Source organism: Erwinia endophytica (assembly GCF_009295515.1).
Taxonomy (GTDB): Bacteria; Pseudomonadota; Gammaproteobacteria; order Enterobacterales; family Enterobacteriaceae; genus Erwinia; species Erwinia endophytica.
The window spans coordinates 1-19,763 of the sequence record NZ_RQVV01000006.1 but is presented as its reverse complement, the minus strand read 5'-3'; the positions used below and the strand labels follow the sequence as shown (position 1 = coordinate 19,763).

General features: G+C 50.4%; 14 protein-coding genes and 1 pseudogene. All 15 read right to left on the bottom strand.

All coding sequences use genetic code 11. From position 1 onward, the window contains the following. Positions 1–482: 482 nt before the first annotated feature. Positions 483–1,016, bottom strand: a complete 534-nt coding sequence (tssJ, locus tag EH228_RS01790; protein WP_152319990.1) for a type VI secretion system lipoprotein TssJ — start codon at positions 1,014–1,016, stop codon at positions 483–485. Then, on the bottom strand, positions 997–2,097 hold the full coding sequence (tssG, locus tag EH228_RS01785; RefSeq protein ID WP_152319989.1) for a type VI secretion system baseplate subunit TssG: 1,101 nt from the start codon (positions 2,095–2,097) through the stop codon (positions 997–999). Before tssG ends, tssJ begins: the two co-directional genes overlap by 20 nt. Then, entirely contained in the window at positions 2,052–3,815 is a 1,764-nt protein-coding gene (gene tssF / locus EH228_RS01780) for a type VI secretion system baseplate subunit TssF (RefSeq protein WP_152319988.1), read from the bottom strand. The genes tssG and tssF overlap by 46 nt, the downstream gene beginning before the upstream one ends. Positions 3,816–4,545: 730 nt before the next feature. After that, positions 4,546–7,941, bottom strand: a complete 3,396-nt coding sequence (locus EH228_RS01775; protein WP_152319987.1) for an ImcF-related family protein — start codon at positions 7,939–7,941, stop codon at positions 4,546–4,548. Further along, on the bottom strand, positions 7,928–9,031 hold the full coding sequence (locus EH228_RS01770; protein WP_240116210.1) for a hypothetical protein: 1,104 nt from the start codon (positions 9,029–9,031) through the stop codon (positions 7,928–7,930). Before EH228_RS01770 ends, EH228_RS01775 begins: the two co-directional genes overlap by 14 nt. 60 nt (positions 9,032–9,091) lie before the next feature. Further along, positions 9,092–9,358: a PAAR domain-containing protein gene (locus tag EH228_RS01765; protein WP_152319985.1), complete on the bottom strand. Its 267-nt coding sequence runs from the start codon at positions 9,356–9,358 to the stop codon at positions 9,092–9,094. A gap of 25 nt (positions 9,359–9,383) precedes the next feature. After that, on the bottom strand, positions 9,384–10,154 hold the full coding sequence (locus tag EH228_RS01760) for a hypothetical protein (protein ID WP_152319984.1): 771 nt from the start codon (positions 10,152–10,154) through the stop codon (positions 9,384–9,386). Continuing rightward, positions 10,147–12,168: a lipase family protein gene (locus tag EH228_RS01755; protein WP_152319983.1), complete on the bottom strand. Its 2,022-nt coding sequence runs from the start codon at positions 12,166–12,168 to the stop codon at positions 10,147–10,149. Before EH228_RS01755 ends, EH228_RS01760 begins: the two co-directional genes overlap by 8 nt. Before the next feature lie 18 nt (positions 12,169–12,186). Then, positions 12,187–12,498: pseudogene (locus EH228_RS01750) on the bottom strand (ISAs1 family transposase); the annotation flags it as partial. A gap of 210 nt (positions 12,499–12,708) precedes the next feature. Continuing rightward, the gene (locus EH228_RS01745) at positions 12,709–13,467 is read right to left on the bottom strand and encodes a hypothetical protein (RefSeq protein ID WP_152319982.1); all 759 of its coding nucleotides are present in this window, start codon (positions 13,465–13,467) and stop codon (positions 12,709–12,711) included. Between the two features lie 3 nt (positions 13,468–13,470). Further along, positions 13,471–14,238 (bottom strand): hypothetical protein, encoded by a 768-nt coding sequence (locus tag EH228_RS01740; protein WP_152319981.1) that lies wholly within the window; start codon positions 14,236–14,238, stop codon positions 13,471–13,473. Next, positions 14,231–16,168 (bottom strand): lipase family protein, encoded by a 1,938-nt coding sequence (locus EH228_RS01735; protein WP_152319980.1) that lies wholly within the window; start codon positions 16,166–16,168, stop codon positions 14,231–14,233. The genes EH228_RS01740 and EH228_RS01735 overlap by 8 nt, the downstream gene beginning before the upstream one ends. Continuing rightward, complete coding sequence (locus tag EH228_RS01730; protein ID WP_152319979.1) at positions 16,169–18,709, bottom strand: type VI secretion system Vgr family protein; 2,541 nt, start codon at positions 18,707–18,709, stop codon at positions 16,169–16,171. 80 nt (positions 18,710–18,789) lie between these two features. Beyond that, the gene (locus EH228_RS01725; protein ID WP_152319978.1) at positions 18,790–19,017 is read right to left on the bottom strand and encodes a hypothetical protein; all 228 of its coding nucleotides are present in this window, start codon (positions 19,015–19,017) and stop codon (positions 18,790–18,792) included. After that, positions 19,014–19,619, bottom strand: a complete 606-nt coding sequence (locus tag EH228_RS01720) for a DUF2778 domain-containing protein (RefSeq protein WP_152319977.1) — start codon at positions 19,617–19,619, stop codon at positions 19,014–19,016. Before EH228_RS01720 ends, EH228_RS01725 begins: the two co-directional genes overlap by 4 nt. Between the last annotated feature and the right edge of the window lie 144 nt (positions 19,620–19,763).

The following is a 19,763-nucleotide window of genomic DNA, read 5'->3' as shown; positions in this document are numbered from 1 at the left end:
AGAAACTGTGTTTTTGCTGACATGCTGTACCTGATAACCGTGTTCCGGATGATAACAACGCCCTGAATCGGGGCTGACTGTCGAAATAATATCGCTGTTTACAATGCCGCCGCCGTATCCTGCCTGCGGCATACATTCGCTGCCATGGCGCACCAGACCGGGCCTTTCAGCGCCTCATCAACCGTGTGGCGCCGCCCGGCGGGTTGCGTTTGTCCCAGGGAAAGATCACGAAGTTTTATATCATAAAATACAAAAAACCAGCACATAATTCCAATAATTCAATATTTATAAATATATAATGAGAGCAAAAATCAACCACCATGAGTAATTGGTTAATTAACAACCCATAAATGTGCAAAAAATGGCATTAGTGGACAAATTTTATACTTTTCGTAATCTTTCCCTGGCGTTTGTCCGGGCGGCGGCATGACTGAGTAAGGTTGCCGTAACGGGCCGCATAAAGCGCCAGAGGTGGCATTTCGTTATTCTTTTACGGGTTTCAGCGTCAGCCTGTTGTTTCCCGCTTCGATAACGCGGGGTTTATCCGGATCGAGGTCGTCACGGCTCAGCACCACCCGCCAGGTGTTATTCACCTGATCCGGCGACATAAACATCCCTGCCACCGCCACATACTGCGCACTTTCCTCCATCGGCATATCCACCATTACCGCCCCGCCGGGAGTAAGACGGATATCTTTTTCAGCCACCAAATCTGCTTTAATGGCCTGACTGTCGTTTGCGAACAGCGACGGATAATCCGTACTGTCAAACGCTTTCCGCTCCTTTAACTGATAGATGCGGACCACAGTGGAAAGCGCAACACCACGGGCATTGCTGTTGACTGCCTCACGCGCCCGGATATCAAGATGCAGGGTTTTCACCTGCTTATAAAATATGGATTTGGTCACCGCCACGGTGCCATCCGTCACTTTCTGAGTCAGCCCACAACCTGCGAGTAGCAGAGTGAGACCGGATACCAGAATAAGAAGTGGGGTTTTACCAGCGGTAATCGCCATCTTCATCGCTCTCCCTTCGGTGAATATTTTCCTGAACGCGTTCATAACACCCCAGATTGATAATAATTGTCCTGTCTGTCTGAACCGCACCGGTGCTGAGCGGTTTCATTATCGCCGTACGCCCAAGTTGCCCCCCAGACGCATCCGCCTGGCTGTTCATCCTGGCATCAGGCAGCAAACTCCGCTTCACACATAACTGCAGGCGGACGTCCAGCCGGGCGCCAAGATAAACATGCAGCAACGCCATCAGGTCGGTATGCAGGTCACCGCCAGGCAGCCAGCCCTGAATCTCCCGCGGATTCACGGTGGTGAGGCGCATTAACACCCGGCTGTTCACATCCGTCGCATACGCGCCCATCACCGGACGTCCCTGCAAACTGACCGGCTGACGCACGCTCATGGCCAGCGGTTTTTTCAGTGGCACCCGACGTTTGTCATGGTGCCAGATTTTCGCCCGGGTATCCGGCGCCAGCAGACGCACCAGTGATGCCACTCCTTCAGCTGTCCGTCCCGGAAGCAGCATCACCGGCAGCAGTGCCAGAAAACGGGATACCGGCGTGGCGATATTGCCGGCACAGCCATCAATGCCCAGCCCAGCCAGCCCCAGCAAATACTGTGACGTTTTGTCTTTCCCTCCGGCCTCAAAGGTCGCCGGGTAAGAGTATTTACGCCAGATGCGGTAATACTGGGCTGTCAGGCGGTGATTGAAGATATCGAGAAAGTCTGCCGTGGCTTCATAACCTTCCCGGCGCTGCGCGATATCGTCGACATAGTGCGTGGGCAGTGGCGACTCCACCCCGTAGAGCCCCATAAAGGTCACCCTGACGGAGGGCGGCAGGTGCGGGTGCCCTGCCGGTTCCAGCCTTTTGATTTCCGCCGCCGGGAATCCCATTCCCGGATGAGGGCGAAAACGTACCGGCTCATGACGGACCTGCCAGTCACTGCCGATAACCGGTTTATCGGGCTGACTCTGCTCCAGCAACTGACAGAAGCGATAAAAGTTGATGTACGGCAACCGGTCGCCCAGTTGTTCCATCAGTCTGGCAGGCGCGGACAGTGATTCTCTTTCCACCGGATACATTTTCCTTCTGGCTGAACAATCAGCGTGAGCTGGTTAAACTGATTCATGTCGGTATAGAGAGCAAAGAAGCGGTTCAGCAGTTCGCCGAACAGATGAATATCGCCCTCGCCGGTAAAACCGTTACCATCAATCGTGACCTCAATATCCAGCCCCCGCAGCAGGAACCCTTCTTCAAAGCGCTGAATACGGTGTTGCCGGACCTGCTGAATGGCATCCAGCCGGCGGTTATTCAGCTCGTCGTCCTGCCAGTTGTAGAGCGCCAGCGTCCCGCGCAGAACTTCCGCACTGCTCATCATGTTAAGGAACCCGGAACCCAGGTGGCTGAGGACGCGCCAGTGAAAACGGTCTTCCGCTGGCGGATAAACCGGCAGGGTGGGTTTGCAGAGATTCCTGACCGAGACGCGGGTCTGCACCACCTGCTCACAGCGGTCAAGCAGGGTACTTTGCAGGGCGCGTCGCGGTAACTGACCATTGGTACCGGTAATACGTAATGACACCGTTTCCCGGGCGAAAGCGCGATCATCTTCCCACTGATGGCCACCCAGTATCAGCCAGGTATCATGCAGGCCAGTGACGCCGCGCTTCACCCGGGTATGGTAATAACGTGGCGGCGCCTGACGGCGCATCATCCCGCCTTTATGACGAAAACTGCTGAAGGGAACATATTCAGCCTCGCCGGTACGCCCCGATCCCGTCACCGAATCGACGGAATAAATCTCGGTATGTCCGTCCTGGAGGCGTTTTGGACGCAGCAGGTACTCACACTCCAGCCCGGAAATGGTCAGCGGGTCTGCCTCCAGAGTGAACAGATTAATCACCGGCACGCAGTGCAGGCGAATCGCCTCATCAGTGACCGGCAAATCAGACGGCCATGACTGGCTCAGTACCACTTCAAGATCAAAGAACGCCACCCCGGCGGGCAGGGTGATACTGTCGAGCCCGTTGAGGTGGACGAACATAAATTTTTCACGGAAGGTGAAATATTCCAGCAGCAGTTGATAACCGCTGAAGCCGCTGTCACCTTTCGGCCACAGGCCCTCTTCCTCAGCAAAACCACCCGGCGAGAAGTAACCGTCGAGACGGATACGATCAGCCTGTCCGGGCAGACGCAGATACATCGCCGCCTGCCGTCGGGTGAGCATCAGGTGAAGATGGCTGCTCACCGGCGCTTCTGCCGCCAGATACAGGCTCAGACGACGCAGGCTGCCCTGTGACCAGTCGGCCTGTTCGCTGCAGGCAAAGCGCATCACCAGCCGCGAACGTCCGTCAGGCTCGGTGGTCATGCTCACCCCCGACACACTGAGTGGACTGAGCATCATGTCGCGGGTGGTTCGGTAGCGACAGACGGTATTTTTCGGCCCAACCGGTCGGGAATACACCTCCAGTCCGGCAGGGACATATTCCGCCATTTTCATCGACGACAGGGCTGGCGTGAAAGCCACCACCGACAGGGAGGGAATGGTCCGCAGGTAATGCGGCCACAGCATACTGACCAGCCCCTCGGTCAGCTCCGGCAGATCATCATCAATTTTCTCGCGCAACCGCCCCATCGAGAAAGCAAACCCCTCGAACAGGCGTTCGACATAAGGATCGGGGGTCCCCGCTTTGTCCAGATCAAGCATGGCTGCCCGGTCAGGGTGGGCCCGGGCAAATTCTTTGGCTGCTTCACGCAGGTAACGCATTTCAGCGTCATAATAGCGCAGGGTTAAATCGTCCATAAAAATAACGAGCCTCGCAGAAATATCAATTCACCACCTCACTGAAAGAGAAGTGGGTAATAACTCATCGACAGAAACCAGTAAGGTCAACATAAATAAGAATAAAAGCCTGACAGTTTTAATTATTTATACTCTGACTATCCTGGACGGAAGTGTTATGCCCTTTCAGTGAAAGAAGCAATGTCGACATAATATTTTTTGAAATTAGGGTGATCCACACAGACAGTAATACTGTCATTGCTTAAATAAGGTTCAGGATTGTAATAAAAATCAGGACGGTTAAATACATGTACTTCAGGGAAAGATCATGAAGTTCTATATTATTAAATATAAAAAAACAAATATATGATTCCAATAATTCACTATTTATAATATATATCATAAGAGCAAAAATCAACCATGCTGAGAGACTGGTTAATTAACAATCCATAAATGTGAAAAAAATGGCATGAGCGAACAAATTTTATACTTTTCGTAATCTTTCCCTGATTCACCGCCCCCCACTTCCGCTGATCATGGTTCAGACGGGCATACCGGCGCCCTCTTCATCTCGGTCATTCCATTGAGAACATTCATATTTTATAAACACAGCCATGCAATATTTGTGGTTATCCCCCCCGGTCACTGGCGTGGCCGGTCAAAAATGCGGAAAACCTTTTTGACTGGTAACTGAAGCGGCCAGGTATCAGCCGCATACCTGACGCCCGGCAGAGAACATCCAGTAATGGCATCAGTCTGTTTCCCCGGTGTCCGCCACGTCAGCAGGATCCGGCGATGCGGCCACACTAAAAATATTTTCCGGCAGGCGGAAACTCCGCAATTTGAGCAGCACCAGCGGCCCCTCGCCGGCTTCGGTACGCAGGGTGTAATTGAGACTGCGCCCGTCCGGCGCTTCCCAGCGCAGGCTGTAGCTGCTGTCCACCCCGGGATACGCGCTGACCCGGGCTGTATCCAGCAGGCGTATCCAGCCCCAGGCGCCCGGCAGGTCCGCGTACTGACGGGTACCGGCCTGAGTACTGACCCAGCTTAAGGTGGCGCCCGGCGCTTCAGTATCCGCAGGCCAGGTGAAGCGTTTCCACTGTGGCATCTGGTTAACGTAGGTGAGTTTCTGACTGTCGATTATCATATCGGTCTGCATCACTTCCGCCGAGGTGCCCGGACGTAATTCAAAACTCATCCCGGCATTGCCCTCGGTGAAGGCCACATCCGAAATATGACTCAGGGTGTTCATTGCCTGTAAAAATGCTGGGTTAAAGGTCAGTCCCTGCGCGTTAATACTGTCCGGCACCCAGTGGCTGCCCTCACGATGCAACACGCCTTTGAGACGGGTCTGCAGGAACTGTGCAATACGCCCTGAATCGGCGTTCAGGTATTTCGCCAGCAGTGGCAGGGACACCTCGCTGCTGGACTGATTAAAGGGATAACGACCGCCGAAAGCACTGTTCCAGTCACTGACCACCGCCTGTTGCCACTGGGCATTAAGGCTGTCAGCCGCCGGTGACAACACCTGCTGCCAGGCCTGCTCCATCGGCTGGACAAACACCGTACGGCCAAAACCATTCCATTCCTGGCCGAGCCCGGCCGCAATTAAGCTGCCATAGTCACGGGTTTCAGTCAGATCCACCGCCTTCCCCTGGAACACCGTCTGCGCCAGAGCCTGAGTCATCGCCTGTGGATCCGCCGCATTGGTCACCTGCTGCAGGCGCAGACGCACTTGCGTGACGCGGGTCAGGTAAGCCTGCAGGCTCTGGGCCCGTTCCCCCTGCTGGTTTTTATCCATCAGCGCCAGCACCGGACCGAAAGTCGCCTCCAGCGGCCCGTGGACGCCCGCACTCTGGTCAATGACGTTTTTATTATTCCCGCCCAGCAGATCCTTCGCTGATTTCACCAGCGAATCAGCGAGCGCCTCGCCGGTTTGTCCAGTGCGTCCCTGACGGTTCAGGGTGTTCATCAGCGCCACCAGGGGCGACTGGCGCACATCGGCCATCAGGGTAAGCTGGTCAATGGCGTCGGACAGAGTGGCGGCGCGCTGCCAGCGCAGGCTGTTGAGGAACGCCAGCCATACCCCGCCGAAATCAGCAAAATAGCGTTCCGTCAGCCGTTGCCTCAGCGCCTCCGGCGAACCTTCCTGCTGCGGTTTTTGTTTGCTGTCGGTCAGGACCCAGTCCAGCTCATCACGGCGCGCCTTCACCACCTTATCAATCGCCGGCTGCACCGCCTGTTCCCAGGCCTGACGGGTAAACATCCCCGGCACCACCTCAGAAGTACTGAACAGACGGGCCGCATCCGTCTCCCCGGTCATGTCCTCAAGGCGCATATCCATATACAGGTTCGCCACCTGTGACAGCATCTTCTGATAGAGCGACGATTCACTGTTACGCATGCCCATCAACCTGACCAGCAGGGCGCGCGTCTGACTGACCAGATTCTCATCCGCTGACAGACGCCATTGCGGATGCGCTGTCAGTTGCGCGCCATAAAACGACAGCAGCGACGGGGCAATGCCCTGCCACTCGCTGTCCTCCAGCCCCTCACGTTGCGGCCAGTCATGTAATAACGACGGGCTGAACCATGTCGCATCCATATGCTCAGGACGGGCCAGCATCAGGTAAAGCCTCAACTGGTTATAGACGGATTTAGCCATCTGCTCACGCAGCGGGCTGTCCGGCGGCAGTTGAACAAACGCGCCGAGCTGTTGCTGAAGATGGGCCGCCGCCGCATCCCGCAGCAGCGGCTGTGCGCTGCTGCTGTAGCGCGGCCAGAGTGTGGCCAACAACGCATTGTTCTGACTGAGTCCCGCGCGGTTATACCACGGTACGCCATGAACTGAACGGTACTGTAAACGCCCCAGCGTTTTCTGCAGCTCCAGCAACGCATGCAGACGCCCGGCCAGCGACTGCGTCTGCTGTAAGGCCTGCGAGGCCTGCTGCTGCGCACTGGCAATCAACTGGCGGTTACTGGTAAAGGAGAGCACCATCCAGGCGCCCCACAACAGCATCAGCAGCGCCAGCGAGAACGCCATCGCCCGTTGCCAGTTGATGCCCGGTTTACGGGGCCGCAGCCCAGCCGGCAGCCCGCGTACCGAATCAGGCAGGACATCCCAGCGGTTATCCATGCCCCAGTGATGTTTTACAGCGCGCTCAGCACCGGCAGACGGCTGACTGAACACCACGCCAGCCAGCGGTACAGGACGGTACGGATTGAGCATCGCCGCGAGGGGCGCGGTCATGCTTTCAGGGTGATGAATAAGCTGGTCGGCCAGCGTCAGCAGGAAATGATGCCGTACTGACGTGCAAATCTGCTGAACCCCCTGCCCGATAAGCGTTGAAGAGAGGGTCTGGAGCAGCCCGTTCAGCACCGCCGTGTTGCACCCGGCCGGCAACAGGCACCCCGTGGCCTGGGTGATGCGCCCTTCCTGCCTACCGGCACGCGGGTGCAGTGACCAGACATACAACGGCAGTTGCCAACCCAGCGCCGCCATCCGGCTGTTGATGGCGTGGATGGTCATATCCATCGCGCTGTCAGAAGGCGCCGGCAGCGGTTGCGGCAGGTCCGGGGCCGCCAACTGGTCAAACGCAGCGGTCACCCATACCATCCCGTCGGCAGGACGGTGGCGCAGTTTACGCAGCGCGGTCAGCCACTGGCTGTCTGCCGGGGTATTGAGGTCACCGCCCCACAGCAATAAAGTGCCCCTGTCTTCCTGCCAGAGTTGCGTGGTCAGGCCCGGCGTCAGTTGCTCCACCTCAGAAACGGTACCGGTTATCAGCAGAATACGGACTTTACGGCCCCAGCGGCGACCATAGAGGTGACGCATCGTCTCGCGGATTTCTAGGACGGTGACGGTCCGGGGAGCTGTCCTGGGAAGTCTCGATTCATCACCCGGCAGGGCGCTATTTTTCTGCTCCTGCCAGCGGTGATATTTTTCCCGCATAAACCGGAATATGAACGGGATATAACGAATAATAAGTAATGCAATCCAGGCCGCAGCAAATACCAGTGCCTGCTTAAGGTGAGTATCAACACCGTACTGGGGGCCAAAATGAAGGATCAGGCCCAGAATAATTAACGAAATGAAGGCCACAATACCTGCAAGCCCCCCTCTGCTCCATGAGCTACCCGGCATCATTATTTTTACTCCCTGGGGTAACAGTACTGACGAAATGGTCAGTTCCTGAGGTAAACAGTCCTAAAATAGGTGTTTTACTGATAACCACGATATCAGAGACCAGCGCCGCCAGTAGCCAGGCGCTGCCAGCACCCGGGATACCGTTATATTTTTCCAGTACATCGATTTCTTCAGGCACCCACGGCGTCTGATACATCTGAGCCGCTGTCATTACGTCAGCAAACTGTTCATTCCAGGAGGCGCTGTCACAAAACACTTTTGATGTCTGGCAGGCGATCGTTTGTGTTTCCAGAAACAATCCCATATCAGCGTTGAAATGAGCCATATCCAGCAGCATCGGTCGCAAAATGCGGGCTGAATGAGGAAGTTGATATTTTTCGGCCACATCATCACTGGTAAGAAGCATACTCGCCAGTGAATCGGAATATCGCTCAGCCCCATCCGTCTGCAATACCAGGAGCAAATCGATATTCAGAACCGGGGTTTTAAGACGTTCTTCGACCCAGGAAAAAGAAAGGGCTTCACAAAAAGAAACGGAACCAGTGATGGCGCGATCAGGGTATATGCTTCCCCAGGCTTTGCGAAACTGAGAATCAGAATCCGCAGAAATGGCGTCGCTTACAACAGTGATGTTAAGCGGTACTGTAGCGGGTAGTATCGCGATTGCGTTCTGCACACCAGCCAGCCCCAACTCTAACAAAGAACTGCAAGTTACAGGTTGAGCGTCAAAATGGCTGGACAGAGCAAGAAGTTGCGGCGCGTCTGATGCCTCTGATTTCGCGATAGCATCGGAGGTCACGCCTGAAGGTAACAGTATACTGCTGCCAAGCACGGCCAGATAACGCCCTGCCCAGGCTTCCCATTGATGTTGCCCATATTCAGCTTCCTTCTGCAAAAAATGATGCTCATCAACAGTTCTGCCCCAGAACCAACCCCGGAGACAAAACAGAAAAAACCAGCCAATAACAGGGCTGGACGCCAGCCACCAGATATTGAATGCTGCCAAAGTCTTAACCATGCCGGAAGCATGGAGGATAAACAGCAGCACGCCCACAACGACGGCAGCACCTCCAGCTAAAAACCACCCCATAAAAGAGGGTTCAGGAGGTAACTCCATTGTTGTTGCTTTCGACCTTTCCCAGCCCATTTATCACCCTACCGTGCTGTTCATCGCACTTGAAATTACCGTACAGCCACACTGGCACTTACAACCATCGACAACAACAGCATGACCATTGAAAGTGCGATTCGGAGATCCTTCTACAATTGGATTAGTGCCATGACCTTCAATCGGGCAACTCACCATGTCGCCGACTAATGCTGCTTTTTTTCCGTCGACTGTAATATTGGTAGAAGCGGAGATCACTTTCCCGCCATGAGACGTTTTGTCACCAAGTAAAACCAGACCTTTTGCCATATTTCACTCTCGATAGAAAAAATAATCAGTTAATTTTCATTTTATCGACTTTATCAAAATCAGGGAAAAGCGTTCTTTCAGGTGCAATGCTCCCGTCTGGATAAATAATTTTTGGATATTTACCTTTTATTTTTTTTTCTAACCCGACAAACCTTGTTATTTTTCCCTCATCTATTTCAGGGGAAAATTTCACGGAACTAATCTCACCAACACGCAATGATAGGAAGTCTTTCTTACCAAATAGAGATAAGCTATTCTCTACCCCCCCCATTTTCTTCTCTCTTATATAAGGATAATATTTAGGAGATAAATCTACATCTCCAGTGACAAAGGTAAATTGTCCATTACGAGAAGCATCATTATCAAAGGCGAGGGTCACACCTACCGCCGTACCAGGAACAAGATCTTTGCCAAGATGTATAGCATCTATATACTCGATACCTAAATTGACCGCGCTCAACGTCCATTTGCATGAACCGCCACCAGTCATGGCCACTTTTGCTTTCCAGATATCCCCGCTCTCTTGCTGCATGGGGATCCCAATAACGTTGTAGCTGGGTTCTGTGATAACAGACCCATCAAAGCCACTGATTCTCTTTTTCATGCATTCATACGAGATGTATCTGACTTCCAGCGGGAAGGGTTTTGTATACTGAGACGGGTTTTTTACTTCAATATTGACCCATTTTGTATCCGCCGGCGGGGATAACGTTTTGTTTACGGCCCGGCTCATACTGCAACCCGCCACAGTAAACAACACCAGGGAAAGCAGAGTAATTTTTGATTGGTTATACATTTTCCATCACCTCTTCACCATATTGAGCAAACCGCAAAAGCGTATCATTGCCAGACGGCATAGATAATGTTGGAGTCAGCGACACTCCCAACAAACCTTCGATATTAAGGAACATTTCATTTCTGGATAATTCATCAGTCGGTATATCATTTTTATTTTCTGCCATCTGCTCCCTGAATGAATCAACGTTATACCGATGCTCAGTAAATGTGCGCTTTTCCACTATACCGGCGTTATCAATCAACTCTAAGAGCTTGTTATACATATAAGGCATATAGGATGTCATAAAGTGTTCAAAAATATTTAAATTAATCCCTCTATCCGGGTTGCTGCCTTTAGGGAAGAAATCTTTTAAATCCGATTGCGTCAATGACGCTTTAAATTCTTTCTGTTTCTTCCCGGCCTGTTGCATCTCTTGTTCCGCCAGAGCGGGCACCAGATAAAGCTTAGCCTTTAGTGGTAGTGGATTTCTGATGGTAATACACCCTGCCGGCGTTGGTAGGTCTCTCTTACACTCATTCCATTCCCGACTCTGGGTGGCCGTGAGAAAGGCAACCGTATTGCCGTGGTGCCAGAAGCAGTCTCCCCAGGTAACCATCTGGTTAGCCAGAAGCTCACCCAATGACCAGAAAAAGCCCAGCGTCCCACCAAACCATCCCCATAATTTATATAACTCGTTATCCAGGTTGGCTTCTGCGGGTACGGCTGGAATAGGATCATTATCATTAACATGACGGAAATGGGTAATCTCCGACAATTGCATCACAGCATCACGTGTAAAAGTTCGTGGCATTCCATAGGTGTATAAAAGAGGATTATAGATCTTTAAATTTGCGGACTGAATCAATGCCAAAGCGCCGCCAAGACTATGACCGCAAATAAATACATCCAATCGCTCAGCCAAGTCATTGAGTATTTTTACTTCCTTGGAGAATAATCGCTCAACGCGACTATATCCGCTCCAAAACCCTGTATGCACTTTCCCCGCGGGTAATAAGCTAGTACATTGGGTTTTATCTATATCGCATAATTCTGAATTTACCGGTCTGAACGCAAGATCCGTTCCTACATCAAACAAGCTGGCCGTTCCACGCCAGGCAACAATCACCTTATCCGCGTTATAAACATAATAAAGCTGCGTATCACCGTCTGCCTTTGTTGCAGCAATATCGCTCTCTACCTGTGCTGTTCCATGTGGATTCTTCTCGTCTACTTTAGGCGAAGTGTCTCGTGAGGTATCCATAAATACCGGGGGATGATATCGTTCACTAAAGGGAACATCCTGTACTAACGTATTCCATGCAGAGCCGTCTTTATAAAGCTGAGGTAAGCGGGATAGATCCTGACACTGGTTAATAAAAAAGCGCGTAATTGACACCGTATCCAGAGTACTGTCATCTGCATAGGCAAGCGTTGCTGCTGCCCCAAGGTTAATTCCATTCGCAATGGAATAGTCCTTTTGATGATGCAAAACAAGCTCCCAGGCTCTGAAGGGGCATATTTCAATAACGTGTCGCTTTTCAAGCTGATTGGTTCTTATTACTACCCCTTTCATAATTTTATTCTGGGGGAAATGGAATGGCGGCCAGACCTCCCCATCTCTTAACTCAACAGAAGGAAGCGTCCGGCAAAGTTCACCGATAACGGCATAATGCCAGATATACCCTTTCTCTTCAGCTTCAGGACGCACAACAGAATCATTTTCCGCATCGCGGCTAACACGCAAGGCACGTTTTTCCATTTCCGTAGCCAGTTGATTGCCATCTAACGTCAGCCTCAGCTCCAGACCGTGCGGCATATCGACCCTGATTAGCCCGTCAGCATCGCTCTGACCAGAATAAGTGAATCCCTCCACCGGCCCGGAAACAGGATGAGCACTTTCCACAGTCCATGGCATATTCGCTACAGGATCGCCCTGCTCATCAACCAATTGAAATTCGACCCAGTAGGGCATCTGCTCTTCGCAGGGAGCATGGGGATTTTTACGACAAAGTGAGGAAACCGCTGTGGTCATTTATTCGCCCTCCTGATTATCAGTAACATTTCGCGGATGGCAGTCACGCATCCAGTTAATAAAGCATTTATGAAATTTTTCAGGGCTGATACAGGACACAACTCTGGCAATCGAGTCGTGGACTGGAATACCATTATCAAAATCGCCATATTTTTTCATAAAATCAAGATGGGTTTCACCAAAATCCTTAATATCTTCCCAACCGTCAGCACCATAAATAACAGCATATATCTTCAACAGCAAAATATCAGATAATTTATGCTCCACCTTCCAGGATTTTCTGTAATCAGGAATGACAGTGATGTGCTCCATGATTTTTGCAATATCCATATTTATTCTCCTTATTTCATTCGGGAGAATTTGATCACAAATAAAAATTAAATGATAGTTCTTTCACCGTTATGAACGGCATTTATCTGAGTGAAAACTGTACATTTTTAGTATGTAAAATGTACTTTTCGTGATCTTTCCCTGCGCCCATGCATCATCAGGGAAATCGTAACGAGTCAGATTGTACAAAAAATAGTTACGGGACACACCCTAGTTTGCATTGATTTTATTAAAATCAGGAATTATTGTACCTTCTGGCGCTACGCTTCCATCCGGATAAATTATCTTCGCGTATGAGCCAGGCTCCTTCTTTGCCACTCCAATATACCGAGTGACTTTTGATTCATCTAACCTAGGGATAAAACTAACCTTATTAGTCCCATCCGCCTTCAAGGAGATAAAATTTCTCTCACCTAAAAGTGACAAACTAGTTTCAGTAGAGTTTAATTTCCTCTCCCTTATATATGGGTAATATATTGGTGACAAATTAATATCGCCATGAACCGTCTTAAACAGACCATTTCTTGTTGCATTATCATCAAACGCAATTGTTACGCCAACTGCAGTTCCCGGTACCAACCCCTTCCCGAGATGAGCAGCATCAATATATTCAATACCCAAATTGAACTCACTCAGTTTCCAGCTACACTTACCACCGCCATCTTTTGCTATTTTTGCAATCCATACACCGGATGAGTTCTTTTCCTGAAGAGGTATTTTTATTGGATTGAGTCCCACCTTCTCATAATGCTGACCATCCCGCATACTCATCAACTCACGCTTGCAAGTCGTAGATACATACAACACTTCAAGAGGAAAAGGCTTTGTATACGCAGAAGGATTTTTTATCTCAATATTAACCCAGGCAGTATTTAGTGGGGGTGACAGTGTACGATCATCTGCACTGACACAACTAACAATAAAGGACATTAGCGTGCAGAGGAATAATTTATTTAGCCCCTTACACATAAATTAATCCTTCAACCTGTTTACATCAGGGTGAGTTGTTCCATCAGATACAACCGAGCCATCAGGGTAGATAATTTTATAGTACACTCCAACTTTTTGTTCTGTTGGAGCAATCATCCTGACCACTTTAGACTCATCAACTGTTGGCTCGAATTTAATCGAGACGTTTTTGGCAGTAGAGACTATCCTTTTTTTCACAAAATTGACTTTACCAAATAAATTTAAAGTGTCATTCACGTCAATATCTTTATTACTATCTATCAAAGGGTAGTACACAGGAGATAAAACGAGTTCAGAACCTTTAAATACATCAAACCGACCACTTTTTATTGCGTTATCATCAAATGCAATTGTAGCACCAACAGCCGTCCCCAGCGCCAACCCCTTACCAAGGTGAGTTGCATCAATATATTCAATGCCCAGATTAAATTCACTCAGTTTCCAGTTACACTTACCACCACCATTCTTCGCTATTTTTGCAAGCCATGTATTAGAGTCATCTTGTTTCTGAAGTGGGATCTTTATGGGATTATATCCCACCTTCTCATAGTGCTGGCCGTCTCGCATACTCATCAGCTTTCGCTTACACGTCATTGATATGTACAGGACTTCAAGGGGAAAAGGTTTTGTATACACCGAAGGGTTTTTTATCTCGACATTTACCCATTCAGTATTCGATGGTGGTGATAATGTTCTGTCGGTTGCCTGAGCGCATCCATTTAGCAATAAAACAAACTGGAGCAAGACGAATGAATTTAATCTCTTATACATTTTCTATATCCTCTTCACCATAATGGCCAAATCTTTTAAGAGCATCGCAACCGGATGCGGCAGAGATGGTTGAGCTAAGCGAATTTTTTAGCAAATCCTCGATCGAAAGAAACTTTTTATTCCTGTCAAATTCATTCTTAGGGATTTCACCTGAATAGTGGTCCATTTGTAAATTGAAGGATGCTACTTTATCGGCATGCTCAGTGAAGCTCTTTCCATCGCTTAACCCTTTTTCATAAGCTAATCCTAACAATTTATTATTTATATAGGGCATATAGGATGTCAGAAGATGATTTCCAACATTCGCAGGCATCCCTCTATTTGGATTCATACCTTCGGGGAAAAATTCTTGAAGATCTTCCTTAGTAAGTGAAGCTTTAAAATCCTTTTGATCTTGCCCAGATTGCTTAGCTTCCTGAAGTGCCAGCGAAGGGACAAGATAGAGCTTAACTTTTTCAGGAAGTCTTGCCTGAATGGTCATGCAATTTCTTGGGTATGGAAGCTCAATACTACACTGTTGCCATTTTCTACTTTGCGTAGTGGTTAAAAATACGACCGTATTCCCATGGTGCCAAAAACAGTCACCCCACTCTACGACTTGCCAGGCCGTAAGTTCAACGACAGACCATAAAAAACCAAGCGTTGTTCCCAAAGGCCCCCATAACTTATATAAATGATTATCCAAGTCAGCTTCAGGTGGAACTGATGGTACCGGGTCTTGATCGTTTACATGCCGATAGTGAATAATACTTGATAATGCATCTACAGCATTTTTAGTGAACGTTCTTGGCATACCGTATGTGTAAAGAAGTGGGTTCCTATTTTTTAACCTAGCAGAATGAATTAATGCCAGCGATCCTCCTAAGCTATGACCACAAATGAATAAATCTTTACCCAATATTTGTCTGGCTAGTTCACGAAGCTGTTCTTCAAACATTCGTTCAATTAAGGTATAGCCTGCCCAAAATCCCGTATGCACCTTCCCCATAGGAACTAATGAAGTACATTCTGATTTGATATTGCAGCTATCGGACTCTACAGGCCTAAATGAGGCATCCGTTATCCCATCAGTCAGACTAGCAGTTCCGCGCCACGCTATAACTATTTTATTCTTATTGTAGACATAATAAAACTGCGTATCACCTTCAGGCTCTTCTGCTTTAGCTGAATCAAAACCGACAGGGGCAGCATATCGATCAGAATATGGAATATCGATAACTAAAGCATTAATAATCGATTTCCCAATTTTTCGGGAGGGTATAGTCGACAGGTTCTGGCATTGATTAATAAAATACTTCGTGATGATGTCTGTATCATCATAAGCTAAATCTGAGGCTAATCCTAAATTGATGGCATTTGCCATAGAGTAATCATTCTGATGATGGAGAACTAACTCCCAGGCTCTAAACGGGCAAATTTCGATCACATGACGTTTTTCAAGTTCATTTGTTCTGACCTTAACACCCTGAAATGAGCTACTCATGGGAAAATGGAATAAGGGCAATCCCTCCCCGTCCCTTAATTGCAAATCAGGTTGCTCATGACATAGTTCCCCCACAACAGCGTAGTGCCATACATAGCCATTTTTCTCTGCTTCTGGACGAACGGTCGAATCTTTTATAGGATCCCTACCAACACGAAGAACGCGCTTTTCCATTTCCTTTGTCAGTTGATTACTGTCAAGTGTCAGTTTCAACTCAAGTCCATGCGGCATATCTATGCGAATAAGTCCATTTGCATCGCTTTGACCTGAATGCGTAAAGTTATCGACTGGCCCTGAAACAGGGTGAGAACTTTTGGCTATCCATGGCATATTCGCCACGGGATCGCCCTGCTCATCAACCAATTGAAATTCGACCCAGTATGGCATTTGCTCTTCACAGGGAGCATGGGGATTTTTACGACAAAGTGAGGAAACCGCTGTGGTCATTTATTCGCCCTCCTGGCTTTCAGGAACGTTTCGCGGATATTCGATTTTTAACTGCGATGGCATAGACGTAAATATTGGAGAGGTCTCTCCATCTGCACCGGAAATGCCCTCATAAACATCACCTTCAGCCGTCGTAATTTTATATGTGGTGAAAGGCTTGACTGCTCCGCTGGCGGATGACGTTGTGGTAAACCCTTCGCTGTACCCTTTCGGGAAAGTCACCGGCGGTGTATCTAAGCTGGCAGGACCTGTCTGATTAACATTGGCCGCTTTCAGCAAAATATTCCCCGGACATCCCAGTTCAATATTCCCACCGCTAAGTTTTATATAAGCGCCACCACAACTTAAAATCAGTTCCTTGCTGGCATTCACCTTCACGCATCCCTGACCACTGGCGACAGTGATGTCCTGTAATGCTGAGACATTCATGGCATCAGCTTGTGCCTGGATATCAACCTTCCCTGCTCCTGCATACATTTTCATGCCCGCAGCCTGTGCAAACAAACTTACAGCCTCGCTTGCCGCTACAGTGAATGATTGCCCGGCGCTAATATCGGTGTTTTTACCTGACATCAGGCCAATACTTGCCCCGCCCGAAGCAAGCCGAACAGTCTCAGGACTTAGAATGCCTATTCCAGCAGGTGCACTGGCCAGAATTCCTGGCATTTTGAGATATTTCAGTGAGCTGTTAAGCGTCTTTTGGCTATCGATGTCGGATACCGTTGCCTGCGCCCCTTTCGCAGCTGCCTGGAGGCTTCTTGCCAGCGTGAGTGCCTGCTCCAGTTGTTCTACAGCCCGGTCCATTTCAAGCATTTTACTGCCAACGTCAGGCTGAGCATCTGCAGTAAGCAGAACTCCCTTACCACCACGAACGCTGACCCAGTCGTTAGTGCGCAACTCCGCCCCCTCGCCACGAAGAACCCTGGAAGCATTGACGTTGTGTCCTAAATTGAGCTGCGTTTTACCCCCGTACTCGGTACTGAGCTTGACGTGCTCTTCACCCCGCTTATCCTCCATCCGCAGTTTGTTCAGGCCTGCGGTACGGATGACGTTGCGCGTGCTGTTGGCTTCGGTGACGTGGTCGACATGAAGGGAGTCGTGCATCGCATGGGCGATATACGGCCGGTCCGGGTCACCTTCATGGAAGGCGATGGCCACTTCCGTGCCCTGTATCAACGGGAAGTGGAAGCCGTACTTATCACCACCGTAGGGCTTAGCAAAGCGCACCGGCATGCTCTCCTGCCCCGGCCCTTTGTCATCACGGTCAGCATCAAATTTCACCCGGTACAGGCCCGCTTCATCCTGCCAGGCATAGATGTCATTCTCTCTGGCGCTGGTCACCCGGGCCGTCAGCGTGCCACTGATGACCGGCCGCTTTTTAGCAGCAGGACGCCAGCATCGGTTCTCGTAGTACGGCATTGCAGCCCATTCCACCTTCAGCGCGCTCTGACGACTGGCGGAGTAGCCGGCACTGATGATGACGAGACCGTTTTCGGTTTCACGCGGCAGCATCGGCGGGATAGCTGTTTCGGTGATAGTCAGCACCTGAGCCGGGCCCAGGGTATGGTCGGTACTGCTGCCAGTTACAGTGGTCTGGGTGGAAAGGTAGCGTTCATGTTCCAGACGCGCCCAGAAGTTACCGGTTTCTGCCGCCGGCGTGATTTTGTCGCCACGTTCAAGGTGACGCGGGCGATAGTGATACACATCACCGTAGGTGTTCCCTTCCCCGTCGCCGCGGGTCATGTCCGCCGGAACGGACGTCAGAATATTCTGAGCTTCGCGGTGGTTGTAGTCACCAGCCGTGACCGAGCGTTCCACCACGTTATGCCAGACGTGCACGTCCCACGCCGAATCCGCCGCATTGTCATTCGTCCCTGACGGGCTGTTCAGCGGGAGCTTCTTACCAAACGTCCACGCGCTCTGCTTGTCCGCAAAGTGCACCACTTCGGTCTGGGTGTCAGACTGCAGGGTGAAGAAGTAAAAAATCCCCACCTCCGCCAGCAGACGTTCAATGAAGGCGAGGTCGTTTTCCTGATACTGGTTAATCTGCTCACGCTTTGGATAGTCAGCTTTGAGGGTAAACTCATACTCCCAGTCTTTCAGGCCATGTTCCGTGAGCACCTCTGCAACCACTTCCGGTACCGACTTGTTGACGAAAAAGCGGTGAGTACGGAACTGATTGCCCAGCAACGCCAGAAACGGCTCCAGCACAATGCAGTACTGCGCTTCATCTGCTGAACCCCCGGTACGCTCAAAATGCGTCACTACGCCGTGAACCACCTTGCGTTCCGTCAGGGAAAGCAGGTTGCCCGCGCCCATGGTCAGGGTCGCCGGCTTGCTCAGCATCTGGCGGGCATCAATGTTCTTGTCGGTACTGGTGAAGTTGATGGTGTAGCTGTAAAGCTCGCTCATCGCTTCTGAACCACTGAAGTCCTCCACGTCTATATCGGCCGTACAGGAAGGGATATCGAGGCGGTAGCGGTTCAGGGCTTTTCCGGTGACGGTGGCCACCATCGTGTTCAGGGTATCCGTCAGGCTCATGGCGTTGACTCCATTGTGTATTCGGTTATTCCGTCAGGGCTGGCGCGGGCCAGCATTTGGCACAGAAAGTGAGAAAGAGATTATTTCTTTTGGTGATTTTTCAGCCAGAAAAGCAGCTTCATCAGGAGGAACGCCCCGGCAGCACACAACGTTGTTTTAATAACGATGATATGCATCTCGAAGCTGTCCATCGCTTCTTCTCCGTCACCACTAATCGGGATATGGGCTTTCACAAAACCCGCAATCCATGCATCGGGAATGAAGTGGATCCCGCTACAGAACAGCACAATAAACAGCAGGATTTTCATTCGGCATTCTCCGCTCGCTTTTTCAGAGCCTGCTGTGTCCGGCGTTTCTCAGCCTCTTTTCTTTCTTCGGTCTCTTTATCGCACAGGCTGTAGTCCGGGGTGCCACGCACATCGATACGGGCATAGGCCTTCAGGCCATTGCCGCCAGGAACCGGGAAGGTTCCTCTCTGCAGTAGCAGACGTCGCAGGTGCTGAAAATCACTGAAACGGCGCAGGGTGATACAACCCCAGGATTCACCGGAGCCATCGCTGTTCAGAGGATGAAGGCGAAATCCGGTCCGGTTCAGGCCATTCACCATGATGCCATCTCTTTTGGTTTTATCGCTGAAAAGGGCAAACCATTCAGAATGATGATTTCGGTAACCATGCCAGGCATCAATCGCCTCTGCCCGGACGCGGTTATACAAGCTGCCGGCAGGCCGGTCGGTCACCCAGTAAGTCCCCGGCGGGATAGCAGCATTTTCATGGTCGGCACAGTCAGGGTTGTTGATATAAAAATCCACCCCTGTCAGCACTTCAAACGTCCCGATGCCGTAGCATTTCAGGTACGCCGTTTTGCCATCCGCCGACAGGTTGCCGTAATCCATCATGCAAATCTGCATTTCAGCCTCCGTGCGCCTCATTAAACGCCAGTACAATCCCTTCGTCATCATCCCAGCCCAGGGTGAGTGTGTGTGGCTTCTGCTTCGCCGCCATATGGGTCAGCAACTGCTGGCTCAGTACCGGCAAAATCTGCTGGTTCAGCA